Source organism: Roseicella frigidaeris, from assembly GCF_003258945.1.
Taxonomy (GTDB): domain Bacteria; phylum Pseudomonadota; class Alphaproteobacteria; order Acetobacterales; family Acetobacteraceae; genus Paracraurococcus; species Paracraurococcus frigidaeris.
The window spans coordinates 228,508-253,380 of record NZ_QLIX01000006.1; the positions used below are offsets into that span (position 1 = coordinate 228,508).

General features: G+C 72.3%; 21 protein-coding genes. 11 read left to right on the top strand and 10 right to left on the bottom strand.

Annotated features, from left to right (window positions below):
* Nucleotides 1-149: 149 nt before the first annotated feature.
* Nucleotides 150-707, top strand: coding sequence for a type 1 glutamine amidotransferase domain-containing protein (locus DOO78_RS11255; protein ID WP_111469850.1), 558 nt, complete (start codon nucleotides 150-152; stop codon nucleotides 705-707).
* 116 nt (nucleotides 708-823) lie between these two features.
* Complete coding sequence (locus DOO78_RS11260; RefSeq protein WP_165838840.1) at nucleotides 824-2,392, top strand: gamma-glutamyltransferase family protein; 1,569 nt, start codon at nucleotides 824-826, stop codon at nucleotides 2,390-2,392.
* A gap of 25 nt (nucleotides 2,393-2,417) precedes the next feature.
* Here the strand turns inward: DOO78_RS11260 and DOO78_RS11265 are convergent, their stop codons facing one another.
* Nucleotides 2,418-3,062: an MBL fold metallo-hydrolase gene (locus DOO78_RS11265; RefSeq protein ID WP_111469852.1), complete on the bottom strand. Its 645-nt coding sequence runs from the start codon at nucleotides 3,060-3,062 to the stop codon at nucleotides 2,418-2,420.
* A gap of 313 nt (nucleotides 3,063-3,375) precedes the next feature.
* Between DOO78_RS11265 and urtA the strand changes: the two genes are divergently transcribed.
* The 5 genes from urtA (at nucleotide 3,376) to urtE (ending at nucleotide 8,877) form a co-directional block, all read left to right on the top strand.
* Complete coding sequence (gene urtA / locus DOO78_RS11270; protein WP_111469853.1) at nucleotides 3,376-4,629, top strand: urea ABC transporter substrate-binding protein; 1,254 nt, start codon at nucleotides 3,376-3,378, stop codon at nucleotides 4,627-4,629.
* A 119-nt stretch (nucleotides 4,630-4,748) separates the two neighbouring features.
* Entirely contained in the window at nucleotides 4,749-6,317 is a 1,569-nt protein-coding gene (gene urtB, locus DOO78_RS11275; protein ID WP_207802866.1) for an urea ABC transporter permease subunit UrtB, read from the top strand.
* Nucleotides 6,318-6,376: 59 nt separating this feature from the next.
* On the top strand, nucleotides 6,377-7,408 hold the full coding sequence (gene urtC / locus DOO78_RS11280) for an urea ABC transporter permease subunit UrtC (RefSeq protein ID WP_111469896.1): 1,032 nt from the start codon (nucleotides 6,377-6,379) through the stop codon (nucleotides 7,406-7,408).
* Nucleotides 7,405-8,181, top strand: coding sequence for an urea ABC transporter ATP-binding protein UrtD (gene urtD / locus DOO78_RS11285; protein WP_111469854.1), 777 nt, complete (start codon nucleotides 7,405-7,407; stop codon nucleotides 8,179-8,181). Before urtC ends, urtD begins: the two co-directional genes overlap by 4 nt.
* A 3-nt stretch (nucleotides 8,182-8,184) precedes the next feature.
* Nucleotides 8,185-8,877, top strand: coding sequence for an urea ABC transporter ATP-binding subunit UrtE (gene urtE / locus DOO78_RS11290; protein ID WP_111469855.1), 693 nt, complete (start codon nucleotides 8,185-8,187; stop codon nucleotides 8,875-8,877).
* Between the two features lie 12 nt (nucleotides 8,878-8,889).
* Here the strand turns inward: urtE and DOO78_RS11295 are convergent, their stop codons facing one another.
* From DOO78_RS11295 to DOO78_RS27465, 4 genes are all read right to left on the bottom strand, one after another.
* The gene (locus DOO78_RS11295) at nucleotides 8,890-9,795 is read right to left on the bottom strand and encodes an MBL fold metallo-hydrolase (RefSeq protein WP_111469856.1); all 906 of its coding nucleotides are present in this window, start codon (nucleotides 9,793-9,795) and stop codon (nucleotides 8,890-8,892) included.
* Nucleotides 9,796-9,873: 78 nt separating this feature from the next.
* The gene (locus tag DOO78_RS11300; protein ID WP_111469857.1) at nucleotides 9,874-10,410 is read right to left on the bottom strand and encodes a GNAT family N-acetyltransferase; all 537 of its coding nucleotides are present in this window, start codon (nucleotides 10,408-10,410) and stop codon (nucleotides 9,874-9,876) included.
* Nucleotides 10,411-10,780: 370 nt separating this feature from the next.
* A complete protein-coding gene (locus tag DOO78_RS11305) occupies nucleotides 10,781-12,019 on the bottom strand; it encodes an amidase (protein ID WP_207802868.1) in 1,239 nt (412 codons plus the stop codon).
* Nucleotides 12,020-12,102: 83 nt separating this feature from the next.
* Nucleotides 12,103-12,252 carry a hypothetical protein gene (locus DOO78_RS27465; RefSeq protein ID WP_165838841.1) on the bottom strand — a complete coding sequence of 50 codons (150 nt, stop codon included), beginning with the start codon at nucleotides 12,250-12,252 and terminating at the stop codon, nucleotides 12,103-12,105.
* 167 nt (nucleotides 12,253-12,419) lie between these two features.
* Between DOO78_RS27465 and DOO78_RS11310 the strand changes: the two genes are divergently transcribed.
* The 3 genes from DOO78_RS11310 to DOO78_RS11320 all read left to right on the top strand — a co-directional run bounded on the left by DOO78_RS11310 (nucleotide 12,420) and on the right by DOO78_RS11320 (nucleotide 16,390).
* A complete protein-coding gene (locus DOO78_RS11310) occupies nucleotides 12,420-13,232 on the top strand; it encodes a ferredoxin--NADP reductase (protein ID WP_111469858.1) in 813 nt (270 codons plus the stop codon).
* A gap of 296 nt (nucleotides 13,233-13,528) precedes the next feature.
* Entirely contained in the window at nucleotides 13,529-14,230 is a 702-nt protein-coding gene (locus tag DOO78_RS11315; protein ID WP_111469859.1) for a hypothetical protein, read from the top strand.
* A 453-nt stretch (nucleotides 14,231-14,683) separates the two neighbouring features.
* The gene (locus DOO78_RS11320; RefSeq protein ID WP_111469860.1) at nucleotides 14,684-16,390 is read left to right on the top strand and encodes an MFS transporter; all 1,707 of its coding nucleotides are present in this window, start codon (nucleotides 14,684-14,686) and stop codon (nucleotides 16,388-16,390) included.
* A gap of 25 nt (nucleotides 16,391-16,415) precedes the next feature.
* Here the strand turns inward: DOO78_RS11320 and DOO78_RS11325 are convergent, their stop codons facing one another.
* The 4 genes from DOO78_RS11325 to DOO78_RS11340 are packed head-to-tail and all read right to left on the bottom strand — an operon-like array spanning nucleotide 16,416 to nucleotide 20,979.
* Nucleotides 16,416-17,093, bottom strand: coding sequence for a 3'-5' exonuclease (locus DOO78_RS11325; RefSeq protein ID WP_111469861.1), 678 nt, complete (start codon nucleotides 17,091-17,093; stop codon nucleotides 16,416-16,418).
* 8 nt (nucleotides 17,094-17,101) lie between these two features.
* Nucleotides 17,102-18,922 (bottom strand): DUF294 nucleotidyltransferase-like domain-containing protein, encoded by a 1,821-nt coding sequence (locus DOO78_RS11330; protein ID WP_111469862.1) that lies wholly within the window; start codon nucleotides 18,920-18,922, stop codon nucleotides 17,102-17,104.
* A 54-nt stretch (nucleotides 18,923-18,976) separates the two neighbouring features.
* Nucleotides 18,977-20,674: a cation acetate symporter gene (locus DOO78_RS11335; protein WP_111469863.1), complete on the bottom strand. Its 1,698-nt coding sequence runs from the start codon at nucleotides 20,672-20,674 to the stop codon at nucleotides 18,977-18,979.
* Entirely contained in the window at nucleotides 20,674-20,979 is a 306-nt protein-coding gene (locus DOO78_RS11340; RefSeq protein ID WP_111469864.1) for a DUF485 domain-containing protein, read from the bottom strand. Before DOO78_RS11340 ends, DOO78_RS11335 begins: the two co-directional genes overlap by 1 nt.
* Nucleotides 20,980-21,324: 345 nt before the next feature.
* Between DOO78_RS11340 and DOO78_RS11345 the strand changes: the two genes are divergently transcribed.
* Complete coding sequence (locus tag DOO78_RS11345; protein ID WP_111469865.1) at nucleotides 21,325-23,283, top strand: AMP-binding protein; 1,959 nt, start codon at nucleotides 21,325-21,327, stop codon at nucleotides 23,281-23,283.
* Nucleotides 23,284-23,407: 124 nt separating this feature from the next.
* Here the strand turns inward: DOO78_RS11345 and DOO78_RS11350 are convergent, their stop codons facing one another.
* Nucleotides 23,408-24,808 carry a nucleotide sugar dehydrogenase gene (locus DOO78_RS11350; protein ID WP_111469866.1) on the bottom strand — a complete coding sequence of 467 codons (1,401 nt, stop codon included), beginning with the start codon at nucleotides 24,806-24,808 and terminating at the stop codon, nucleotides 23,408-23,410.
* Between the last annotated feature and the right edge of the window lie 65 nt (nucleotides 24,809-24,873).

The following is a 24,873-nucleotide window of genomic DNA, read 5'->3' on the forward strand; positions in this document are numbered from 1 at the left end:
CCTGCGCGGCAACGATCCGACCGCTGGCGGGCAGCGTCAAGCACCCGCAACCCCGCGCCGGGCCCGCCGTTCTGGCAGCACCGCGCCGGCGCCGACGCGCGCCCGCGCGTGGTGCCGGTGCCGCAGTCACAGGCAGGATCCCGCATTCCATGGCAGAGCAGTTGCAAGGCAAGACGGTCGCGGTGCTGGCGACGGACGGGTTCGAGCAGGTCGAGCTCACCGAGCCGGTGAAGGCGCTGAAGCAGGCCGGCGCCGAGGTGCATGTCGTCGCGCCGCATGGCGGCAGCATCCAGGGCTGGAACCACCACGACAAGGGCGACAGCGTGCCGGTCGACCAGCCCCTCGATGCGGCCGATCCCGCCCGCTACGCGGCGCTGCTGCTGCCGGGCGGCGTGATCAACCCGGATGAGTTGCGGCTGCAGCCGAAGGCGATCGCCTTCATCCGGCATTTCGTCGAGCAGAAGAAGCCGATCGCGGCGATCTGCCATGGCCCCTGGACGCTGATCGATGCCGACGGCGTGCGCGGCCGCAAGATGACGAGCTGGCCCTCGCTGCAGACCGATCTGCGCAATGCCGGGGCGGACTGGGTGGACGAGGCGGTGGTGACCGATCGCGGCCTGGTCACCTCGCGCAAGCCCGACGACATCCCGGCCTTCACGCAGACGATGATCAAGGCGTTCCGCGAGGGGCGGCACACCGCCGCCTGACCGCGGCGGCGGCGCCCCTCCGGGCTTCCGCCGCCGCGCCCTCCGTGCTGGCATGGCCGGGTCGAGCCAGGGATCCGGTCATGCAAGCGCTGCCACGCTGTCACCGTCCGCCGATCATGGGGCGCCACGGCGCCGTCGCCACCAACCATCCGGTCGCCACTCAGGCGGGGCTCGACATCCTGCGCGCCGGCGGCACGGCGGTGGATGCGAGCATCGCCATCTCCCTCACCCTCGGCGTGGTCGAGCCGGCCATGTCCGGGCTCGGCGGCGACGGCTTCTTCCAGCTCCATCGCGTCAACGGCGCGCCGCTCTGCGTCAACGCGACCGGCGCGGCGCCGCTGGCGGCGACGCCCGAGGCCTATGCGGGCGGCATTCCCGTCGCCGGCCCGCGCAGCGCCTCGACGCCGGGGCTGCTGGCCGGGCTGGCGCTGCTGCATGCCGGGCATGCCACCCTGCCCTGGGCGCGACTGGTGGCGCCGGCGATCGAGGCGGCGCGGGACGGCTTCGCGGTGACGCATCACTACCGGCATTTCGCCGCGGATTGCCTGGCGAAGCTGCGGGCCAGCCAGGGCAGCGCCGCGCGCTTCCTCGCCGATGGCGCCACCCCGCCCCTCGGCGCCGTGCTGACCCAGCCCGAGCTGGCCGAGAGCCTCGCCGAGATCGCCCGCGACGGCGCCGAGGGCTTCTATCGCGGCCGGCTGGCGCGGCGCCTCGCCGCCGGGATCGCCGCCGCGGGCGGGGTGGTGGCGGAGGCCGATCTCGCCGCCTGCGCGGCCGAGGCGCAGCCGCCGATCGCCGTGCCCTTCCAGGGCTTCGAGGTGCGGCAGACCCCGCCGAACTCCACCGGCTTCACCTTCCTGCAGATGCTGCGCATCCTCGACCGCTTCGACCTCGCCGCGCTCGGGCGCGACAGCGCGGCGCTGATCCATCTGATGGTGGAGGCGAAGAAGCGCGCCTTCCTCGACCGCGAGCGCTGGGGCGCCGATCCGCGCGGCCTCGTCATCCCGCTCGACCGGCTGCTCGGCGCCGCGCATGCCGCGGAGACGGCGGCGCTGATCGATCCGGAGCGCGCCGCCAGCCTGCCGGTGCGCGGCGGCGAGGGCGGCGACACCACCTATTTCTGCGTCGTCGATGCCGTGGGGAATGCGGTCTCGGCCATCCAGTCGATCAACTCCGCCTTCGGCAGCGGCGTGACCGCCGGCGATACCGGCATCCTGCTGAACAACCGCATGGCCTATTGGCATCTCGAGCCCGGGCACCCGAACCGGCTGCGGCCGGGGATGCGGGTGCGGCACACGATGAACGCGCCGATGGTCTTCCGCGACGGCCGGCTCTGGGGCGTCTTCGGCACGCCGGGCGCCGACAACCAGGTGCAGGTGAACCTGCAGGTCATGCTGGCGATGGCGGTCTTCGGCCTCGATCCGCAGCAGGCGGTGGAGGCGCCGCGCTGGACCAGCAGCCAGCCCGGCCAGGCGGCGAACTACCCGCACGAGGCCGATGCGGTGCTGACGCTGGAGGCCGGACTCGCCGGGGCGGTGCCGGGCTTGGAGACGCGCGGCCATGCGGTGCGGGTGGTGCCGCCGCTGGAGGGGCCGTGCAGCGTCGAGGTCATCCGGGTGCTGGGGAACGGCGTGCGCATGGCCGGCAGCGATCCGCGCCGGGATGGCTGGGCGGCGGCCTACTGAGCGGCGCCGCGCGGCGGCGCCGCCCCTACACCCCGCGCAGGAAGGGGTTGCTGCGGCGCTCCTGGCCGAAGCTCGAGCCGGGGCCATGGCCGCAGAGGAAGGCGATGTCGTCGCCGAGCGGCAGCAGCTTCTCCCGGATCGCGGCGATCAGCGCCGCATGGTCGCCATAGGGGAAGTCGGTGCGGCCGACCGAGCCCTGGAACAGCACGTCGCCGACGATCGCGATCCGCAGCGCCGCGTTGACGAAGACGAGATGCCCCGGCGTGTGGCCCGGGCAATGCAGCACGGCGAAGTCCTCGCCGCCGATGCGCACCGTCTCGCCCTCCGCCAGCCAGCGATCCGGCGTGACGTTGCGGCAGTCGAAGCCGTATTGCGCGCCCTGCGCCTCCAGCCCCTCGAGCAGGAAGCGGTCGCGCTCGTCCGGCCCGATGATCGGCGGCCGGCCGGGCAGCGCCGCCTGCAGCGCCGTCGCGCCGCCGGCATGGTCGAGATGGCCATGGGTCAGCAGGATGCTGCCGACCTTGATCTTCAGCTCGTCCAGCGCGTGCAGGATGCGCTCCACCTCGCCGCCCGGATCGATGACGACGCCCTCGCCGCTCGCCTCGTCCCACCAGAGCGAGCAGTTCTGCTGGAAGGGCGTGACGGGGAGGATGGCGGCCTTGAGACCCATGGCGACGGTTCCGGCATGTTGAGGGGGTGGGCGGCGGGCGGGCGACGGTCGATCGGCAATGTCGTGGCCGGACGGCGCGGGCGCAACCTCGGCTGACGCGTGCCGCTGCCGCCGCGGCTTGCAGCCCGCTGCGCCCCTGGCAGGCGATTGCCGGGAATTTGGGCAAACCCGCGCCGCTCCCCGCGGTGTGAGCGGTTCGAAAACTGGCACGCATCTCGCTTTCGGAAGCGGGCCAACCGCGTCCGGACCCATGCGCCCGCGCATCCAGGCCGGTCCGGCACGCCGCAGACGTCACACAGGGAACGACAGCCCCATGCCCAACGACCGCTTCACCCTCACGCGGCGCGCCACGCTGGCGGGGCTCGGCGCCGCCATCGCCCCCCTGGCCGCCCCGGCGATCCGCCCGGCCTTCGCCCAGGGCGCGCCGATCAAGGTCGGCGTCCTGCACTCCCTCTCCGGCACCATGGCGATCAGCGAGACGGCGCTGCGCGACACGGTGCTGATGATGGTCGAGTGGATCAACGGCAAGGGCGGGCTGCTCGGCCGCAAGGTGGAGGCGGTGGTGGTCGACCCGGCCTCCAACTGGCCGCTCTTCGCCGAGAAGGCGCGCGAGCTGCTGCAGGTCCACAAGGTGGACGCCACCTTCGGCTGCTGGACCTCGGTCTCCCGCAAGTCGGTGCTGCCGGTTTTCGAGGAGCTGAACGGCATGCTCTTCTACCCCGTCCAGTACGAGGGCGAGGAGGAGAGCAAGAACATCTTCTATACCGGCGCCGCGCCAAACCAGCAGGCGATCCCGGCGGTCGAGTACCTGATGAGCGCCGATGGCGGCGATGCCAAGCGCATCGCCCTGCTCGGCACCGACTATGTCTACCCGCGCACCACCAACCGCATCCTGCGCGGCTTCCTCAACTCCAAGGGCATCGGCGATGCCGACATCATGGAGGAATACACCCCCTTCGGCCATTCCGACTGGCAGGGCATCGTCGCCCGGGTGAAGCGCTTCGCCGGCGAGGGCAAGAAGACCGCGATCGTCTCCACCATCAACGGCGACGCCAACGTCCCCTTCTACCGCGAGCTCGGCAACCAGGGCATCAAGGCCGAGGACATCCCCTGCGTCGCCTTCTCGGTGGGCGAGGAGGAGCTGGCCGGCATCGACACCAAGCCGCTGGTCGGCCACTTGGCGGCCTGGAACTACTTCATGTCGATCAAGGGCACGCCGAACGAGGAATTCCTCAAGCTCTGGCGCGCCTACATCAAGAACCCGAAGCGCGTCACCAACGACCCGATGGAGGCCACCTATACCGGCTTCCGCATGTGGACCCAGGCGGTGGAGAAGGCCAAGACCACCAAGGTGGACGAGGTCCGCGCGGCGATGATCGGCCAGAAGCTCATGGCCCCCTGCGGCTACGAGGAGGAGATGCTGCCGAACCATCACCTCTCGAAGCCGGTCTTCATCGGCGAGGTGCAGGCCGACGGCCAGTTCAACATCGTCTGGAAGACGCCGAGCGTGGTGAAGGCCGAGAACTGGTCGCCCTTTATCCCCGAGAACGCGAACCGCAAGAAGTAGGGACCGCGGCCGCGGCGGGCGCGGGCCCGCCCGGACGGCCCGGGGAGATGTCTCCCCGGGCGGACACCCCCAGGGCGAGGGTGCCGGCCCGCCGGCGCCGCCGTCCCGCGAAGGGCATCATGACCTCTTTCATCCTCCGCATGGCGTTCCTGCTGCTGCTGGCCCTGCCGGCACGCGCGCAGGAGGACTACGCCGCCACCCTGCCCGGCCTCGCCGGCGGCTTCGGCGAGATCGCCGGCGCGGTCGAGCGGCTGGGCGCCCTCGGCGACCCGCGCGCCCTGCCGGTGCTGCAGGCGCTGCAGGACGGCCGGCTCCTGAAGACGGCCGATGGCCATGTCCTGCTGCCGCAGGGCGCCGGCTTCGTCGATGCCGCGACCGGGCAGCCGGCCGAGGCCGCCGGCGCCGAGGCCGTGCGCCTCAACAACCGCGTCCGCCAGGCGCTGCGCGGCGCCCTCGGCCGGCTGCAGCTCGTCTCGCCCGATGCGGCGCAGCGCGGCGCCGCGGCGGAAGCGATCTTCCGCAGCCGCAGCGCCGAGGACGTGCCGCCCCTGCAGGCCGCCATCGCCCGCGAGCAGGATGCCGGCGTGCGGGCGAAGCTGGAGCTGGCGCTGGCCGCGGCGCAGCTCGTCGCCGCCGATCCCGCCGCCAAGCGCGACGCCATCGCCCGCCTCGGCGCCGCCGGCACGGTGGAGGCCCGCGCCCTGCTGATCGAGGCGCGCGCCGGCAATCCCGGCGAGGCCGGGGCGATCGAGGCCGCCATCGCCCGCATCGACCAGAGCCTGGCGATCCGCCGCGCCGCCGAGACGCTGTTCCAGGGCCTCTCGCTCGGCTCGGTGCTGCTGCTCGCCGCGCTCGGCCTCGCCGTGACCTTCGGCGTCATGGGCGTGATCAACATGGCGCATGGCGAGTTCGTCATGCTCGGCGCCTATGCCACCTTCGCCGTGCAGGAGCTCTGTCGCGGCATCCCCTGGCTGGCGCCCTGGTCGCTGCCCCTCTCGGTCCCCGCCGCCTTCCTGGTGACAGCGGCCTGCGGCGCGCTGCTCGAGCGCGGGCTGATCCGGCATCTCTATGGCCGGCCGCTGGAGACGCTGCTGATGACCTTCGGCGTCGGCATGATCATCCAGCAGGCGGTGCGCCTGGCCTTCGGCGCGCAGAACCGGGAGGTGATCTCGCCCGCCTGGATGCAGGGCACCATCACCCTGCCCGGCGGCGTCGCGGTGACGCAGAACCGGCTCTGGATCATCGTCTTCGGCCTGCTGGTCCTCGCCCTCGTCTTCGCCGCCATCCGGCTGACGCGCTTCGGCCTCGAGATGCGGGCGGTGGTGCAGAACCGGCGCATCGCCGCCACCATGGGCATCCGCACCGGACGGGTGGACGCCATGACCTTCGCCTTCGGGTCCGGCCTCGCCGGCATGGCCGGCGTCGCGCTCAGCCAGATCGACAACGTCTCGCCCAATCTCGGCACCGGCTACATCATCGACAGCTTCATGGTGGTGGTCTTCGGCGGCGTCGGCTCGCTGGCCGGCACGCTGGTCGGGGCGCTGACCCTCGGCGTGGTCAACAAGATGCTGGAACCCTATGCCGGCGCGGTGCTGGCCAAGGTCTTCGTCCTCGTCGCCATCATGCTGTTCATCCAGCGCCGGCCGAAGGGCCTCTTCGCGCTCAAGGGAAGGGCCGCCGAATCGTGAGCGCCACCCTCGCCACCCCCTCGCCCGGCGGCTCCGGCCGGCTGACGCTGCGCCTGCTGATGCTGGGCGCGGTGCTGCTGCTCGCCGTGCTGCCGGCGCTGAACCGCCTGCCGGCCGACAGCGCCCTGCATGTCTCGGACTTCATCGTCAGCGTCAGCGGGAAGTGGATCACCTACGCCATCCTGGCGCTGGCGATCGACCTGGCCTGGGGCTATGCCGGCATCCTCTCGCTCGGCCACGGCGCCTTCTTCGCGCTCGGCGGCTATGCGATCGGCATGCATCTGATGCGGCTGATCGGCCCGCGCGGCGTCTATGGCCACCCGACCCTGCCGGATTTCATGGTCTTCCTCGGCTACAAGGAACTGCCCTGGTACTGGCTCGGCTTCGACCACTTCCCCTTCGCCATCCTCATGGCGATGGCGGTGCCCGGCCTGCTCGCCGCGGTGGTCGGCTACCTCGCCTTCCGCAGCCGCATCACCGGCGTCTACTTCTCGATCATCACCCAGGCGATGACCTATGCGTTGATGCTCGCCTTCTTCCGCAACGACATGGGCTTCGGCGGCAACAACGGCTTCACCGACTTCAAGGAGCTGCTGGGCATGCCGCTGAACACGCCGACCGCCCGCTCGGCGCTGTTCTACGCCTCGCTCGCCCTGCTCGTGCTGAGCTACGCCATCTGCAGCCGCATCACCCAGTCGAAGCTCGGCCGGGTGCTGGTGGCGATCCGCGACGCCGAGAGCCGGGTGCGCTTCCTCGGCTACGACGTGACGCAGCACAAGCTCTTCGTCTTCGTGCTCTCGGCGGTGCTGGCCGGCCTCGCGGGCGCGCTCTACGTGCCGCAGGTGGGCATCATCAACCCCGGCGAGTTCAGCCCGGGCAACTCCATCGAGGCGGTGATCTGGGTGGCGGTGGGCGGGCGCGGCACGCTGGTCGGCGCCCTGCTCGGCGCCTTCTCGGTGAATGCGCTGAAGACCTGGCTCACCACCGTCGCGCCGGATCTCTGGCTCTTCGCGCTCGGCGGCCTCTTCGTCGCCGTCACGCTGTTCCTGCCGCGCGGATTGATCGGCCTGGTCTCGAAGGTGACGAAATGAGCGACGGCATCAGCCCGCCCCTCGGCACGCCGAAGGAGGCCGCGCCGGTCCTCTATCTCGACGGCGTCTCGGTGGTCTTCGACGGCTTCCGGGCGCTGAACAACCTCTCGCTCATCGTCGGCGCGGGCGAGCTGCGCGCCATCATCGGCCCGAATGGCGCTGGCAAGACGACGATGATGGACGTGATCACCGGCAAGACCCGGCCGACCGAGGGCGTCGTCCGCTTCCGCGACCACGACCTGACGCGGCTGGACGAGGCGACCATCGCCAATCTCGGCATCGGCCGGAAGTTCCAGAAGCCAACCATGTTCGACGCGCTCACCGTGTTCGAGAACCTGGAGCTCGCCCTGAAGGCGCCGCGCGGACCCCTCGCCTGCCTGCGCTGGGCGCTCTCGGGCGAGGCGCGGCGGCGGATCGAGGCGGTGCTGGAGGAGGTCGGGCTGACCGCCCGGGCGCAGGACCGCGCCGCCATCCTCAGCCATGGCCAGCGGCAATGGCTCGAGATCGGCATGCTGCTGATGCAGGACCCGGAGCTGCTGCTGGTGGACGAGCCGGTCGCCGGCATGACCGACCAGGAGACCGAGCACACCGCAGCGCTGCTGGTGCGCATCGCCGGCAAGCGCAGCGTCGTCGTGGTCGAGCACGACCTGGAATTCGTCCGGGCGCTGGGCAGCAAGGTGACGGTGCTCTGCGAGGGCAGCATGCTCTCGGAGGGCAGCATCGACCACGTGCAGAACGACCCGCGGGTCATCGAAGTCTATCTGGGCAGGTAAGCGATGCTCCGCGTCGAGACCATCGATCTCTCCTATGGCGCCTCGCGCTGCCTGCGCGGCGTCTCGCTCGAGGCCGATCCCGGCCGCATCACCTGCGTCCTCGGGCGCAACGGCGTCGGCAAGTCGAGCCTGATGCGCTCCATCGCCGGGCTCGAGCGCATCCAGGGCGGCCGCATCCTGTGGGAGGGCAAGGATGTCTCCGCCCTCGGCCCGGCGGACCGGGCGCGCGCCGGCATCGGCTACGTGCCGCAGGGGCGGGAGATCTTCCCCTTCCTCACCGTGCAGGAGAACCTGGAGACGGCGCTGGCCGCGGCGCCGCGCGGCAGCAAGGTGCCGGAGGAGGTCTTCACCCTCTTCCCGATCCTGAAGCAGTTCCTGCGCCGGCGGGGCGGCGACCTCTCCGGCGGGCAGCAGCAGCAGCTCGCCATCGCCCGGGCGCTGACCGCCCGGCCGCGGCTGCTCATCCTCGACGAGCCGACCGAGGGCATCCAGCCGAGCGTCATCAAGGACATCGCCCGGGTGATCCGGCTGCTGGCGCGGGAGAAGAATTTCGCCGTGGTGCTGGTCGAGCAGTATTACGAGTTCGCCCGCGAGCTCGCCGACCGCATCGCCGTCATGGTGCGCGGCGAGGTGGCGCTCGGCGGCCCGATCGACGCGATGGACGACGAGGCGGTGCGGCGCCTGCTGACGGTGTAGCAGCCCCCTGCGTCAAGGCGCGGCGGGCGTCTTGCCGGCGAGGCCGCCCGTCATCCGCACCGGGATGCGCATATAGCGCACGCCATTCGCCTCGGCCGGCGGGAAGCGGCCGGCGCGCATGTTCACCTGGATGCTCGGCAGCAGCAGCAGCGGCGCCGGCAGCGTGGCGTCGCGCTCCCGCCGCATGGCGACGAACTCCTCCTCCGTCATGCCCGCGCCGAGATGCGGGTTGCGCGCCCGCTGCTCGGCCACCGTGCTCTCCCAGGCGAAATGCGCGCGCCCCGGCGCCTTGTAGTCGTGGCAGGTGAAGATCCGCGTCCCGGGCGGCAGCGCCAGCAGCCGCTGGATCGAGCGCCACAGCGCCCGCGCGTCGCCGCCCGGGAAGTCGCAGCGGGCGGTGCCGTAATCCGGCATGAAGAGCGTGTCGCCGACGAAGGCCGCATCGCCCGCCAGATAGGCGACGCAGGCCGGGGTGTGGCCGGGCACGTGCAGCACCTGCACCGGCAGGCTGCCGAGCAGGAACCGGGCGCCATCGGCGAAGAGCAGGTCGAAATCGCCGCCCTCGGGCGTGACGTCCTCGGCGCCGAAGACCGGGCGGAAGATCTGCTGCACCGCGCGGATATGCTCGCCGATGCCGATCCGCCCCCCCGCCTCCGCCTTCACATAGGGCGAGGCGGTCAGGTGATCGGCATGCACATGCGTCTCCAGCACCCAGTCGAGGCCGAGGCCCTCGGCCCGCAGGGCATCGAGGACGCGGTCCGCGCTCGCCGTCCCGGCCTCGCCGCTGCGGTTGTCCCAGTCGAGGACCGGATCGACGATCGCAGCCCGCCGCGTCGCCGGGTCCCAGACCAGATAGGTGACGGTGTTGGTCGCCTCGTCGAAGAAGGCCCGGACCGCCGGGCTGCCCGTCTCGCCCATGCTGCACCTCCCGCAGCGGCGGATCATGGCCCGCGCCGGGGCGGCGGCGCACGGCAATTCGCGCGGCGGGGCGGCGCCTCAGCCCGGCAGGTCGCGGTCGCCGGCGCCGATGCTGCGCTGCATGAAGACCACGTCCAGCCACCGGCCGAATTTGATCCCGGCGGATTTCAGCACCCCCGCCCGGTGGAAGCCGAGCGAGAGATGCAGGCCGATGGAGCCGACATTGTCGCTGTCGCCGATCACCGCGAACATCTGGCGGAACCCCGCCGCCTCGGCCCGCTGCAGCAGCGCCGCCACCAGCGCCTTGCCGACGCCCATGCCGCGGACGTCGTTGCGCACATAGACGCTGTTCTCGGCGGCGAAGCGATAGGCCGAGCGCATGCGGAACTGGGCGTAGTAGGCGTAGCCGATCAGGCCCGGCGCCTCGCCCGGCAGCTCCTCGCCCTCGGCCACCAGCCAGGCCCAGCCATGCGCCTCGCCCTCGGCCATGCGGCCCGCCATCTCCGCCTCGGTCGGCGGCACCTCCTCGAAGGTGCCGGTGCCGTGCAGCACGTGATGCGCATAGATGGCGGTGATGGCCGGGATGTCGGCGTGCACGGCGTCGCGGATGCGCATTCGGTCGATCCTGTTCTGTCCGGCCGGGGGCGTCTTCCAGGGGACCCGTCGCCGGCCGGGGACGGTGCAGCCCGGCAGCGCCGACGGCATGGCACCCGGCCGGCCCATGCCCCTCCGGTCCCCCGCCGGCCGACTCCGGTCTGGGAAGACTCCCTCATGGCCGAATTCCCCCCGTCCTGGAAAGCACTCATGGCGATGCCGCCGCGTCAGGCCGGCGATGCGCCCGAAGGCCGGGCCTCCTCGCTCGTCCAGCCTCATCCGCGCGCGCGGAACCCGGAGTGCCGCCCGCCGCCCTCGGAGCACGCCGCGTTCGCCTGCGGTCACGGCAGCCTCATCCGTTCGGGCGTTTCCGCGGCGAACGAGCCCCCCCCTAGACCGGCAGCCCGAGCGCTCCGGCGAGGCGCTCCGCCAGCGCCAGCAGGGCCCGGTCGCGGCCCGGCGCGGCGACCAGCGAAAGGCCCACCGGCGCCCCGGCCGCCTCGGCCACCGGCAGGCTCACCTCGCAGAGCCCGGCGAAGCCGGCGATGGCGGTGACGCCCATGCTGCGCTCGCGCACCGCATTCTGCTCGGCCTGGCTGGCCTCCAGCCGGGGCGCCGGCGCCGGGCTGGTCGGGTAGGCGAGCACCGCGCCGCCGGCCAGCAGGGCGCGGAGCCGGGCGGCGACCTGGCGCCGGAAGTCCCGGCCGGCCGCGGCCCGGGCCGGATCCATGTCGCGCGCCGCGGCGAAGCGCTCGGCGACACCGGGGCCGAAGCGCGGCCGGGTGGCGGCGACCCAGCTTCCCAGGGTCGCCCAGGCCTCGGCCGCCTGCGCGTTGCGGAAATGCTCGTAGAAGGCCGGCAGCCCCTCGGGCGCCAGGCCGATCGACAGCGCCGGCCCGAGCAGGCCCTGCAGCGCCTCCATCGCCTCGCCCAGCGCCAGCGCGGTCGAGGGATCGGCGTTCACCCAGGGCTCCTCCGGCTTCAGCAGCGGGCCCGGGTGCTGGCCGGGCGCGGCATCCTCGGGCAGCAGCACCGCGCCGACCCGCGCCAGCAGGCCGGCCCGGGCGGCGAACCAGCCGGCGGTGTCGAAGCTCGGGCCGAGGCCGCAGGCGCCGGCCAGGCTCACCGCGCCCCAGGAGGGCCGGATGCCGTAGACGCCGCAATAGCTGGCGGGGATGCGGACGGAGCCGCCGGTGTCCGAGCCGAGGGCGAAATCGACCAGCCCGGCCGCGACGGCCGCCGCCGAGCCGCAGGAGGAGCCGCCCGGGAAGCGGTCCGGGGCCCGCGGATTGAGCGGCGTGCCCTGCCAGACATTCTCGCCGGTGAGGCCGTAGGCGAGCTCGACGGTCCGGGTCTTGCCGCGCAGCGAGGCGCCGGCCTGCAGCAGCATCTGCACCACCGGCGCGGTGCCCGCCGCGACCGGATGGGTCCGCTCCCAGTCCGGGTTGCCGTAGCCGGTCGGCCAGCCGGCGATGTCGTAGAGGTCCTTCACCGCGAAGCCGAGCCCGGCGAGGGGCCCTTCCGGGGCGCCGGCGCAGGTGGCGCGCGGCCCCGGCACGAAGGCCCCGACGCTGTCATCCGTCCCGTCCCGCTCCGCCATCGCCGCCTCCGCCTGCCGCGGCGACAGCATGGCCGATCGGGCCCCGGCCTCCCAGGGGCGGGCCTTCCAGGGATGGGCCTCCCAGGGGCGGGCCTAGCTGGGGCGGGCGGCGCTCAGCCCAGGAAGGCGGATTTCAGGGCGAGCGCCGCGAGGGCGGCGCTGATGGAGGCCGCCGGCAGGCCGCGTCGGGCCATGGCCGCGAAGGTGACGCCGGCGACGATCAGGGCCCAGGCCAGGACCTCGGTGAGTTCGATCTCGGGCATTGTCGGCCTCCTCGAACCAGTATTATGTATTTTTTGTAATTCTATTTTCATCTAGACGCCAGAAAATTCGCATCTGGCCCGGCGGCGGCGGATTTCACCCCCGTGCAAGGCTCATATGCGGCATCTCCTGTTGCGCTGCGGCGAGGCTTTCCGCATCTAGGCTGGCCATGGACGCCCTGCCCCTCGCCCCCGCGAAGCCCGCCATCCCGCCCGCCTTCTTCGGCGAGACGGTGACCTGGGTCCATCACTGGACGGACCGGCAATTCTCCTTCCGCTGCACGCGCGACCCGGCGCTGCGCTTCGTCGCCGGCCAGTTCGCCATGATCGGCCTGATGCTCGGCGCCAAGCCGCTGGTCCGGGCCTATTCCATGGTGAGCCCGCCCTGGGACGAGGAGCTGGAATTCCTCTCCATCAAGGTGCAGGACGGCCCCCTCACCTCCCGGCTGCAGCACATCAAGGTCGGCGACACGGTGCTGATCGGCAAGAAGCCGACCGGCACGCTGCTGACCGAGAACCTGCTGCCCGGCCGGACCCTCTGGATGGTCTCGACCGGCACCGGCCTCGCCCCCTTCATGTCCCTCATCCGCGAGCCCGAGGTCTATGAGCGCTTCGAGCGGGTGGTGCTCATGCACGGCGTGCGCGAGGTGAAGGAGCTCGCCTATCACGAGTACATCCAGAACGACCTGCCGGCGCACGAATTCCTCGGCGAGATGCTGCGCGGCAAGCTGCTCTACTACCCGAGCGTGACGCGCGAGCCCTTCCGCACCCAGGGCCGCGTCACCACCCTGCTCGAGAGCGGCCAGGTCTGCGCCGATCTCGGCCTGCCGCCCCTCTCGCCCGAGCAGGACCGGGTGATGCTCTGCGGCTCCGAGGCGATGAATGCCGATGTGAAGGCCATCCTCGAGGCGCGCGGCTTCGTCGAGGGCTCGAACAGCGAGCCGGGCACCTATGTCCTCGAGAAGGCCTTCGTGACGAAGTAGCCGGGCGCCCTGGCCGGCCGGCAGCCCCCGGGGGCCGCCGGTGTGCGATTCGCCACAGGCCGGACCGGGGCAGGGCAGCGAGTTTCCACCGCGGCTCCACTCTTCGATATGGTCGCCGCAGCGGTGGCGCTTGACGCAGCCTCTGCCGCGGGGATCCGCCGTGCGCGATCCGTCGGCAGGGCCGCGCGGCTTGGCGTGCCATCCGGCCGAAAGGCGCCCCCGCCGGGACATCCCGTCACGCGGCGTTCGTGGTGGCATGCGGCCGCCGCGACGGCCGCGGCGCGGAGGAACGGCCGATGGATGCAGCCCTGCGCGACCGCGCGGCCGCGGCGCTGGCGGAGGCCCTGCGACAGGATACCGGGTCCGGCCCCCTGCCCCCGGCCGCGATCCCGCGCAGCATGCTCGACGGCCAGCGGATCGCCGCCCGCATGCTGGACATGCTCGGCCTGGCGCCCTGCGGGCTGCGCCTCATCACCCTGTCCGGCCGCCCGGTGGCGGGGCCGGTGCTGCCGACGCGGCTGCGCGAGGAGGGCGAGGCCGTCCCGCTGACGCGGCTGCGGCTGGCCCGCGCCGCCGCGGCGGTCGCCGGTCGGCTGGCCGAGGACCTGCCGCGCCGCGGCGACGAGATGCCGAAATTCGCCAGCCTGCATCCGGCGCTCGATATCGGGAGCTGGCGGCTGCCCGAGATGCCGACGACCGGCGCCCTGGCGGCCGCCGATCTCGCCGGCCTCGGCGAGATCGTGCTCGGCAAGGGCCGCCGCCTGGCCCCGATGCGGCTGCGGGTCTCCCTCGCCATCGCCGGCACCTGGCGGCGGGGCGAGGAGGTCGATATCGAGGAGGCGATGATGGCCGCGGCGCTCGCGGCGCGCCGGGCCGGCGGCCTGCCGGAGGGCTCGCTCATCGTGGTGTCGGTCGGGGTGGCGATCGCACCGATGCCGGGGATGGAATTGCACGCCGCCTTCGGGCGGCTCGGCCGCCTCGCCGTCCGTTTCAGCTAGGGCGCTTCCCGTGAACGCCGGTTCGCGGATCATGGTCCAGCGCGTTGTTTGGTCGCGTGATTCGCGCCTCCGGTACGTCCACCTCAGGCGATCACGCTCCAGGGCGGACCGGCATCGGCCGGTGACGCGCCGGAGCGACGGCTCCGGCGCCCCGGCCGTGAAGGTGGGCGAACCGAGAGTGTCGAGGGAGCGCGCAGCGTCGTCCCGGCCAGGGGCAAAGCCTGCGGTGCCTTCATAATCCGTTCATCTTCAGTGGTTTCGTTGCCGAATCTCACCGAATCCGGGCTAGGCTGCCGGCCGACGGCCGTCTGCGTCCGGGACCATCGTTCCGTGCCGGCGCCGGGAAGCGACACGAAACGGGGCAGGCGCCGTCCGACGGCGCCCGGAAACGACAAGAGGCGCGGAATGGCCAGCCAGGCGGCAATCGTCAGATCGGATCAGGACGTCCGTCCCATGACGCGGGAGGAGCGGAAGGTCATCATCGCCTCCTCCGCCGGGACGGTCTTCGAATGGTACGACTTCTACCTCTACGGGTCGCTCGCCGCGATCGTCGGGGCCAAATTCTTCAGCCAGTACCCCGAGGGCACCCGCAACATCTTCGCCCTGCTGGCCTTCGCCGCCGGCTTCCTCGTCCGCCCCTTCGGCGCCCTGGTCTTCGGCCGGCTCGGCGACCTGGTCGGGCGGAAATACACCTTCCTCATCACCATCCTGATCATGGGCAGCTCGACCTTCCTGGTCGGCATCCTGCCCACGGCGGAGAGCATCGGCATCGCCGCGCCGGTCATCCTGATCGTGCTGCGGCTGCTGCAGGGCCTGGCCCTGGGCGGCGAGTATGGCGGCGCCGCGACCTATGTCGCCGAGCATGCCCCGCATGGCCGCCGCGGCTTCTACACCAGCTTCATCCAGGTCACCGCGACGGCGGGGCTGTTCCTCTCCCTGCTGGTGATCCTCTTCACCCAGCTCGCCCTCGGCGACGCCGCCTTCCGCGACTGGGGCTGGCGCATCCCCTTCCTGGTCTCGATCCTGCTGCTCGGCATCTCGGTCTGGATCCGGCTGCAGCTCGAGGAAAGCCCGGCCTTCAAGCGGATGAAGGAGGAGGGCACGCATTCCAAGGCGCCGATCACCGAGGCCTTCGGCCAGTGGAAGAATGCGAAGGTGGCGCTGCTCGCCCTGCTCGGCCTCGTCGCCGGCCAGGCGGTGGTCTGGTACACGGGCCAGTTCTACGCCCTGTTCTTCCTCGGCTCGGTGCTGAAGGTGGACGGCTACACCACCAACCTGCTGATCGCCTGGTCGCTGCTGCTCGGCTCCGGCGGCTTCGTGCTCTTCGGCTGGCTCTCCGACAAGATCGGCCGCAAGCCGATCATCCTCGGCGGCTGCCTGATCGCGGCGCTGACCTATTTCCCGCTGTTCAAGCTGATGAGCGCGGAGGCGAACCCGGCGCTGCACCAGGCGCACCAGACCATCGCGGTGCAGGTGCTGACCGACCGCGACACCTGCTCCTTCCAATTCAACCCGGTTGGCACGGCGCAGTTCACCGCCGCCTGCGACGTCGCCAAGGCGGCGCTCGCCCGCGCCTCGGTCAATTACTCGGTCGAGGGCACGCCCGGCCGCGCCGGCACCGCGGTGCGGATCGGCGACAAGGTCATCGCGGCGCCGCAACTGCGGGAGATGGGCCCGGCCGAGCGCGGGCCGGCGACCGCCGCCTTCAACCGCGACCTCGCCGCGGCGCTGACGGCGGCGGGCTACCCGCCGGCGGCCAACCCCACCGTCGTGCGGATGGCCTCGCCCTTCGACATCTTCCGCGAGCAGCCGGCGGTGCTGATCGGCATCCTGACCCTGCTGGTGATCTACGTGACCATGGTCTACGGGCCGATCGCGGCGGCGCTGGTGGAGCTGTTCCCGACCCGCATCCGCTACACCTCGATGTCGCTGCCCTACCATATCGGCAATGGCTGGTTCGGCGGCCTGCTGCCGGCGACGGCCTTCGCCATGATCGCCCAGACCGGCGACATCTATTTCGGCCTCTGGTACCCGATCGTCATCGCCGCCGCGACCGTCGTCATCGGCACGCTCTTCGTGCCCGAGACGAAGGACCGCGACATCTTCGCCGCCGACGCCGCGGAGCCGCCGCAGCGGCGGCCGGCGAGCGCCGACCTGTAGGGGAGCGGCCGCCGGCCCTCCCCCTTCACCCGACGATGGGCGGCAGGGCCTGGCGGCTCTGCCGCTCGCGCGGGATGCGCACGCCCCGCGCCTGCAGGTCGCGCAGCGCCAGATAGGCCATCGCCGCCATCACCGCGTCGTTCAGCGCGTCATGCGCCGGCAGCGGCGGGATGCCGAGATCGCGCAGCAGGCTGGCGAAGCGGAGATCGAAGACCGTCCCGGGCGGGGCGTCGCCGTATTTGCGGTCGTAGTAGAGCGCGCTGACCTCGATCCGCGGATTGGGCAGCTTCACCTCGATCAGGTCCATCGCCGCCCGGTCCAGCATGCGGATATCGAAATCGATGTAGTAGCCGACCAGCGGCCGGCCGCCGATGAAGCGCAGCAGCGCCGGCAGGAGCTGGCGCATCGGCCGGGCATCGACGAGGTCGCGGCGCCGGAGCTGGTGCACCTTGATCGACTCCGCGCCGGGCTGGCCCGCCTCCGGCCGGACGATCGCCTGGAAGCGCTCGCTGGTCAGGATGCGGTTGCCGCGGATGCGCACCGCCGCCACGGCGAGGATCTCGTCGCGCCGGGGATCGAGGCCGGTGGTCTCGCAGTCGAGCGCCACCGCCTCGCCCGGCGGCCCCGGCTCGAAGAGGAATTTGTAGGCATGGTCGCCGAGCGAGGCCCGGTAGAAGAGCCGCCAGAGGGCGCCGCGCCGCATGCCCGGGCTCAGCCGAAGCCCGCCAGGGCATAGCGGTTGCGCAGCAGCTCGCGGAACTCGCGGACGATGCGGAAGGCGTCGCGGAGGATGTCGCGATCGGCGGCCGAGAGCGCGCCGGGCGCCACCATCGCCTCATGCTCCAGCCGGCCGCGCTGCACCGCCTCGAGCTGGGCGCGCAGGCGATATTCCATGAAGACCCGGAGCGCCGAGAGCAGCTCCCGCCCGAAGGCCTCGGAGAGGCTGCCCGCGGCCGCCAGCGCCTCGATCCGCCCCGCCGTCGAGGGCACCATGACGCCGCGGTCGAGCGCCATCGCCCGGATCCCCTGCACCACGGGGAAGATGCCGGCCTTCTTGATGTCGATCGCATCGGGGGCGAGGCCGACCCGCTCCATCAGGCCGGAGAGCATGCCGAGCGCCGGCGTCTCGAAGGCCTCCACCAGGCTGGCGAAGCGGGCGATCAGCGCCCGGTCGTCGCGCAGCGCCGTCGCCATGGCCTGCTTCGCCTCGGCGAGCAGCCCGGCCCGGCCGGTGACGGCGACCGCATCGAAGAAGATCGCCAGGTTCATCGCCGCCTCCGGCGTCCGCTCCATGATCCAGAGGCGGAGCTGGCGGACCAGCCCCTCGACCGGCTGCGACCAGAGCGGGTTGCTGACCATGACCCCGCCCGGGCAGGGCGGGAAGCCGAACGCGGCGAGCGCCGCCGAGAAGGTCGTGCGGAAGCCGGCGAGCTCCGCCTCGGGCACCGGGCCCTCCAGCAGCAGCCCGTTATCCTGGTCGGTGCGCACCGTCTGCTCGCCGCGGCCCTCCGAGCCCATGATGACGAGGCAGCCCTGCGCCCGGATGGCCGGGGGGGCGAGCAGCTCGAAGAGCCGGACGAAGAGCCGGCGGTTGAGGTCGGAGGTGATCTCGGCGATCTGCTCCACCTTCACGCCCTGGCGGTGCAGCCGTTCCACCTGGCGCTGGATGTCCTGCGCCGGGCCGGCGAGCTCCTCGACGCCGCGGGCGCGGTCGATCCGGCCCGGGATGAGCTGGGAGTTGCCGGCGACGAGGCCGAGGATGTGGATGTCCTCGAGGAAGCCGGTGAAGGCGCCGCCCGAGCGCACCGCGATGCGGCGCTTGTCGTGCCGGGTCATCAGCAGCAGCGCATCGAAGATGAAGTCCCCGGCCTCCACCGCGATGACGTCGAAATGGCAGGCCTCGCGCACCGGCGTCTCCGGCGGCAGGCCGCGCAGCAGCACCGCCTTCGCCAGGTTCATGCCGGTGACGACGCCGGTGCGCGCGCCGTCCCGCACGAAGGCGGCGTTGATATGCGCCTCCTGCATCTGCCGCGCCGCCGCCTGGATCGAGGCGTCGCCCGGCAGCAGCAGGGCCGGCCCGCGGCTCGCCTCCCCCACCCGGGCGCGCAGCACGCTCTCCATCCCCTCGGCGCGGTGCGACCGGGCGAAGGCGTCGAGCTTGGCCGAGACCTCGGAGTAGAAGAAGGCGGCGAAGCCGGGGTTGCGGGCGATCAGGTCGAGGACCAGGGCGCGCGGGATCAGGTAGCAGAGTGTCTCCTCGGCGGCGACGAAGGCCTCGCCGGCCGCGCCATGCACCAGGGCGCGGCTGTCGAAGCTGTCCTTCGGGCCGAGCACGGCGTTCAGCGTCTCGCCGTCGCGCGCCTCGACCGCGCCCTTGATGACGACGTGCAGGTGCTCGGCCGCCTGGCCCGGCCGCAGCACCGCCTCGCCCGGCGCCAGATAGGCGATGTCGAGCGCGGCCCGCAGCTCGCCGATCTCGGGCTGGGTCAGCCGGTCGAAGGGCGGGTTGCTGGCGTCGAAGCCGTTCGGCATGGCGGCGGCCCCCGGTGGGGCCGGGACGCCGGCGCGGCGCCCCGGCCCCCGTGGTCAGTGGATATGCGCCGAGGCCGCCCCGATGCCCGTCTCCGAGCGCACATATTGCGCGTCGTAGGCGGCGATCTCCCGCCGCGCCCGCTGGCTGTTGTCCAGCCGCGAGATGACGTAGATGCCGAGGAAGGCGATCGTCATCGAGAACAGCGCCGGGTTGTCGTAGGGGAACAGCGCCCGCGGATGGCCGAGGGTCTGCACCCAGACCGCCTTGGACAGCACCACCATCGCCACCGCCGAGACCAGGCCGAGGAAGCCGCCCCACATCGCCCCGCGGGTGGTGCAGCCCTTCCACATCGTGCTCATCAGCAGCACCGGGAAGTTGCAGCTCGCCGCGACCGCGAAGGCGAGGCCGACCATGAAGGCGACGTTCTGGTTCTCGAAGACATAGCCGAGAACGATGGCGACGATGCCGATGACGACGGCGGCGGCCTTCGAGATGTTGACCTCCCGCCGCTCCGAGGCGCGGCCGCGGGAGAAGACCTCGGCATAGAGGTCGTGGCTGACCGCCGAGGCCCCGGCGAGGGTCAGCCCGGCCACCACCGCGAGGATGGTGGCGAAGGCGACGGCCGAGATGAAGCCGAGGAAGAGGCTGCCGCCGACCGCGTTCGCCAGGTGCACCGCCGCCATGTTGGTGCCGCCGAGGAGGCCGGTGATCCGGTTGAAGGTCCCGTCCGCGGCGGTCTGGTAGTAGCCCGGATCGACCATCAGGAAGGTGATGGCGCCGAAGCCGATGATGAAGGTGAGGATGTAGAAATAGGCGATCAGGCCGGTGGCGTAGAACACGCTCTTCCGCGCCGCCTTGGCGTCGGAGACGGTGAAGAAGCGCATCAGGATGTGCGGCAGCCCGGCGGTGCCGAACATCAGGGCGAGGCCGAGCGAGATGGCCGAGATCGGATCGGCCACCATCTGGCCGGGCGCCATGATGGCCTCGCCGCGCGGATGGACGCGCACGGCCTCGGCGAACATCGCCTCCGGGCTGAAGCCGAAATGCAGCATCACCATGAAGGCCATGAAGGTGGCGCCGCCGAGCAGCAGGCAGGCCTTGATGATCTGCACCCAGGTGGTCGCCTTCATGCCGCCGAAGGCGACATAGACGATCATCAGCGCGCCGACGATGACGACGGCATAGAGGTAGTCGAGGCCGAAGAGGAGCTGGATGAGCTTCCCCGCGCCGACCATCTGCGCGATCAGGTAGAAGGCGACGACGACCAGCGTGCCGGTGGCCGAGAGGATGCGGATCTGCGTCTGGTCGAGCCGGAAGCTGGCCACGTCGGCGAAGGTGAACTTGCCGAGGTTGCGCAGCCGCTCGGCGATGAGGAAGAGCACCACCGGCCAGCCGACCAGGAAGCCGATGGAGTAGATCAGCCCGTCGAAGCCGGAGGCGAAGACGAGGCCGGAGATGCCGAGGAAGGAGGCCGCCGACATGTAGTCGCCGGCGATCGCCAGCCCGTTCTGGAAGCCGGTGATGCCGCCGCCGGCGGCGTAGAAATCCGCCGCCGACTTGGAGGAGGCGGCGGCGCGGTAGGTGATGAAGAGCGTGCCGAGGACGAAGAGGAAGAACATCGCGATCGCGGCGATGTTCAGCCCCTGCTTCTGGACATTGCCCTCGACGGCGCCGGCCGCCCAGGCGATGGCATGGGTGCCGAGGAAGCCGAGGAGGCCCGCGGCGAGGGCGAGCGGAAGGCGGCGGCGCATCAGGCGATCTCCCGCTGCAGGTCGCGGGTCAGCGCGTCGAAGCGGCCATTCGCCCGCTGCACGTAGAGGCCGGTCAGCAGGAAGGCCGCGACGATGACGACGAGGCCGAGCACGATGCCGACCGAGGTGACGCCGCTGCCGATCCGGGCCGCCATCAGGTCATGCGCGAAGGCGACGAGGAAGATGAAGGCCAGGTAGATCCCCAGCATGATGCCGGCCAGGGTCCAGGCGAAGCGCGAGCGGCTCCGCACCAATTCCTGGAATTTCGGATTGTCCAGGATCCGCGCCTCGTCGGCTGTGGCCACGCCTGCTCTCCCTGACCGTTATGTTTGCATTGCAGCATAGGCGGCCAGGGGCCGGGCTCGGCATTGATCCAGGGCAAATGCCGCGCCGTCCAGCCGTGCTTGCGGGGGATCGGCCTGCGGGTGCCGGCCACCGTCCCGGCGGCGGCCGTCGCTCCTGGAGCAGATGCACGCGCGGGGCGTCAGGCCTGTCCTCCGGCCGCTTTAGCGAACCGCGATCGCCGCCGCCAGCCTTTCCTGGCCCGGCCCAGGGCCTAGCCGCGGTGCGCCCCTCCGGGGCGGCCGCAACCGCTTGCCCAGCCTGCCGGGCCTTGCCAGTTTCCCCGGCAGGAAATGCGGGAGGCGACAATGCAGAAGGCCACGGGGCAGACGGCGATAGGGCAGACGGCGACAGGGCAGACGGCGACGGGACAGGCCGGCGCGGGGGCCAGCGCCTATGACGCGACCTATGCCGCCTGGCGGCGCGACCCCGAGGGCTTCTGGGCCTCAGCGGCCGCGGCGATCGACTGGGCCGAGGCGCCACGCCGGATCTTCGACCCCGGGGCCGGCCCCTATGGCCGCTGGTTCCCGGATGCGCGGCTGAACACCTGCCACAACGCGGTGGACCGGCATGTCGCCGCCGGCCGCGGCGGCCAGGCCGCCATCCTCTGGGACAGCCCGATGACCGGCCGGGTCGAGACCCTGACCTATGCCGCGCTGCAGGGCCGCGTCGCGCGCCTCGCCGGGGCGCTGCGGGAGCGCGGCGTCGGGGCCGGCGACCGCGTGGTGCTCTACATGCCGATGGTGCCGGAAGCCGCGATCGGCATGCTCGCCTGCGCCCGCATCGGCGCCGTGCATTCGGTGGTCTTCGGCGGCTTCGCCGCGGCCGAGCTCGCCGCCCGCATCGCCGATGCCAGGCCGAAGGTGATCCTCGCCGCCTCCTGCGGCCTCGAGCCGGGGCGCGTCGTCGCCTACAAGCCGCTGCTCGACGCCGCCATCGCCCTCTCGCCGCACAAGCCCGACCGGGTGCTGGTGCTGCAGCGCGCGCAGGCGGAGGCGGCGCTGCTCGCCGGCCGCGACGAGGACTGGCTCGCCGCCGAGGCGGCCGCCGCGCCGGCGGATTGCGTGCCGGTCGCGGCGACCGACCCGCTCTACATCCTCTACACCAGCGGCACGACGGGCAAGCCGAAGGGGGTGGTGCGCGACAATGGCGGGCATGCCGTGGCGCTGCGCCACTCCATGGCCATGCTCTACGGCGTCGGGCCGGGCGAGGTGATGTTCACCGCCTCGGATGTCGGCTGGGTGGTGGGGCATTCCTACATCGTCTACGCGCCGCTGCTGACCGGCGCGACCACGGTGCTGTTCGAGGGCAAGCCGGTCGGCACGCCGGATGCCGGCACCTTCTGGCGGGTCTGCGCGCAGCACGGCGTCAAGGCGATGTTCACCGCGCCGACCGCCATGCGGGCGATCAAGCGCGACGACCCGGAGGGCCGGCTACTGGCGGCGCACGACCTCTCGCGGCTGGAGGCGCTGTTCCTCGCCGGCGAGCGCTGCGACCCGCCGACCGCCGAATGGTGCGCCGGGCTGCTCGGCAAGCCGGTGATCGACCACTGGTGGCAGACCGAGACCGGCTGGCCGATCAGCGGCAATTTCCGCGGCCTCGGCCTGTTCCCGGCGCGCTTCGGCAGCGGCGGCAAGGCGAGCCCGGGCTACGAGGTCGCCGCGCTCGACGAGGCGGGGCAGCCGCTGCCGCGCGGCCAGGGCGGGACGCTCGCCATCCGCCTGCCGCTGCCGCCGGGCTGCCTGCCGACGCTCTGGCAGGCCGATGACCGCTTCCGCGAGTCCTACCTCGCCGCCTTCCCCGGCTGGTACAACACCTCCGATGCGGGGGTGGTGGACGAGGACGGCTACATCTCCGTCATGTCGCGCACCGACGACATCATCAACGTCGCCGGCCATCGGCTCTCGACCGGCAGCATGGAGGAGGTGCTGGCGGGCCATCCCGACATCGCCGAATGCGCCGTCATCGGCATCCGCGACAGCTTGAAGGGCCAGGTGCCGCTCGGCCTCGTGGTGCTGAAATCGGGCGTGGCGCGGGCGGAGGCGGAGATCTGCCGGGAACTGGTCGCCCTGGTGCGCGAGCGGATCGGCCCGGTCGCCGCCTTCCGCGATGCCCGCGTCGTCTCCCGCCTGCCGAAGACCCGCAGCGGCAAGATCCTGCGCGCGACGCTGCGCCGCATCGCCGATGGCGAGGCCTATACGGTGCCGCCGACCATCGACGACGCCACCATCCTCGGCGAGATGGAGGAGCGGCTGCGCGCGGGGTAAGGCGGCGGCGTCCTCGAGCCGGCGGACCGGTCGCCTGGCCGGCCCGAGGCCTCGGACGGGGCCCGCGCGCCGCGCCGCCGGGCAAACCGGGGGTGTGCGGCAGGCGCTCGAGGGAGGATGAGCGTCACGCCTTGACGATCTGCGCGCCGCGCAGGCCGCGGCGGGCACAGGCGTCGCGGGTATCGACCACCAGCGGCAGGGCGGCACAGAGCCCGGCATAGTCGATGCCGGCATGGTCGGTGACGATCACCGCCGCGTCGCAGCGGGCGAGCGCCTCCGCCCAGGGGCGGGAGCGGCGGCCGGCGAGGCCGGGATGCTCCGGCAGGGCCGGCAGCACCGGCACCAGCGGGTCGTGATAGGCCACCTCGCCCCCCTGCCCCTCGATCAGCTCGATCAGGCGCAGCGCCGGGCTTTCGCGGACATCCTCGATATCCGGCTTGTAGGCGACGCCGAGCAGCAGGATGCGGCTGCCGGCGAGGCCGCGGCCCAGCCGCCCGCGCAGCGCCGCCTGCAACGCCGTCAGCACATGGAAGGGCATGTCGGCGTTGATCTCGCCGGCGAGCTCGACGACGCGCGCCGGCACCCCCGCCGCCCGCGCCTTCCAGGCGAGGTAGAGCGGATCGACCGGGATGCAGTGGCCGCCGACCCCGGGCCCCGGCCAGAAGGGCATGTAGCCGAAGGGCTTGCTGGCCGCCGCCGCCACCACCTCCCAGACATCGATCCCCAGGGCGCCGAGGACCAGCTTCATCTCGTTGGCGAAGGCGATGTTGACGGCGCGGAAGGCGTTCTCGACGAGCTTCACCGCCTCCGCGGCCTCGAGCGAGGCGACCGGCACCACCTGCTCGATCACCGCGCCGTAGAGCGCCCGGGCCAGGCGCAGCGCCGCCGGATCGGCGCCGCCGACCACGCGCGGGATCGTCGCGGTGCGGAAGCGGGAATTGCCGGGATCCTCGCGCTCCGGCGAATAGGCGAGGAAGACATCGACGCCGCAGCGCAGCCCGCCCGCCTCCAGGATGGGTTGCACCACCTCGCGGGTCGTGCCCGGCCAAGTGGTGGATTCCAGCACGACGAGCTGGCCCGGCCGCAGCGCCCGGGCTGCCGTGGCCGCCGCCAGCCGCACCGCCGCGAGGTCCGGCGCCCGGTCGGGGCCGAGCGGGGTCGGCACGCAGATCAGGATGGCATCGGCCTCGGCGAGCCGCGCCGGGTCGCCGCTGACGGCGAAGCGGCCGCTGGCCAGGGCCGGGGCCAGGCGCTCCGGCCCGACATGGCGCATGCCGGTCTCGCCGGCCGCCAGCCGCGCCAGCTTGCCGACATCCTGGTCGATGCCGAGGGTCTGGAAGCCGGCCTCGGCCAGGGCGAGCGCCATGGGCAGGCCGGCATAGCCGAGGCCGATCACGGCGATGCGGGCCGCCCGGGCGGCGAACCGCGCCTCGAGCTGCGTCAGCCGGGCCGCCTCGGCGGCACCCGGAGCGGCATCGGTGGCCGGCAGGCGCGCCGCCGCCGCATCTCGTTTCGTCAGCAGCATGGGACGTTAAAACGAAACGATCACGGCTTTGTCAATGAAGATCCGAGAGCGGGCCCCGAGGAAGC

Coding starts and splice junctions, on each gene's coding strand:
- DOO78_RS11325 (WP_111469861.1), bottom strand. CDS start 17,093: ATGCGGCGCGGCGCCCTCTGGCGGCTCTTCTACCGGGCCTCGCTCGGC.
- DOO78_RS11295 (WP_111469856.1), bottom strand. CDS start 9,795: ATGGGCGAGACGGGCAGCCCGGCGGTCCGGGCCTTCTTCGACGAGGCG.
- DOO78_RS11305 (WP_207802868.1), bottom strand. CDS start 12,019: ATGCTGTCGCCGCGGCAGGCGGAGGCGGCGATGGCGGAGCGGGACGGG.
- DOO78_RS11265 (WP_111469852.1), bottom strand. CDS start 3,062: ATGGGTCTCAAGGCCGCCATCCTCCCCGTCACGCCCTTCCAGCAGAAC.
- DOO78_RS11320 (WP_111469860.1), top strand. CDS start 14,684: ATGACGCGGGAGGAGCGGAAGGTCATCATCGCCTCCTCCGCCGGGACG.
- DOO78_RS11345 (WP_111469865.1), top strand. CDS start 21,325: ATGCAGAAGGCCACGGGGCAGACGGCGATAGGGCAGACGGCGACAGGG.
- DOO78_RS11330 (WP_111469862.1), bottom strand. CDS start 18,922: ATGCCGAACGGCTTCGACGCCAGCAACCCGCCCTTCGACCGGCTGACC.
- urtA (WP_111469853.1), top strand. CDS start 3,376: ATGCCCAACGACCGCTTCACCCTCACGCGGCGCGCCACGCTGGCGGGG.
- DOO78_RS11260 (WP_165838840.1), top strand. CDS start 824: ATGGGGCGCCACGGCGCCGTCGCCACCAACCATCCGGTCGCCACTCAG.
- DOO78_RS11300 (WP_111469857.1), bottom strand. CDS start 10,410: ATGCGCATCCGCGACGCCGTGCACGCCGACATCCCGGCCATCACCGCC.
- urtC (WP_111469896.1), top strand. CDS start 6,377: ATGCTGGGCGCGGTGCTGCTGCTCGCCGTGCTGCCGGCGCTGAACCGC.
- urtB (WP_207802866.1), top strand. CDS start 4,749: ATGACCTCTTTCATCCTCCGCATGGCGTTCCTGCTGCTGCTGGCCCTG.
- DOO78_RS11350 (WP_111469866.1), bottom strand. CDS start 24,808: ATGCTGCTGACGAAACGAGATGCGGCGGCGGCGCGCCTGCCGGCCACC.
- DOO78_RS11310 (WP_111469858.1), top strand. CDS start 12,420: ATGGACGCCCTGCCCCTCGCCCCCGCGAAGCCCGCCATCCCGCCCGCC.
- DOO78_RS27465 (WP_165838841.1), bottom strand. CDS start 12,252: ATGCCCGAGATCGAACTCACCGAGGTCCTGGCCTGGGCCCTGATCGTC.
- DOO78_RS11255 (WP_111469850.1), top strand. CDS start 150: ATGGCAGAGCAGTTGCAAGGCAAGACGGTCGCGGTGCTGGCGACGGAC.
- DOO78_RS11335 (WP_111469863.1), bottom strand. CDS start 20,674: ATGCGCCGCCGCCTTCCGCTCGCCCTCGCCGCGGGCCTCCTCGGCTTC.
- urtD (WP_111469854.1), top strand. CDS start 7,405: ATGAGCGACGGCATCAGCCCGCCCCTCGGCACGCCGAAGGAGGCCGCG.
- urtE (WP_111469855.1), top strand. CDS start 8,185: ATGCTCCGCGTCGAGACCATCGATCTCTCCTATGGCGCCTCGCGCTGC.
- DOO78_RS11315 (WP_111469859.1), top strand. CDS start 13,529: ATGGATGCAGCCCTGCGCGACCGCGCGGCCGCGGCGCTGGCGGAGGCC.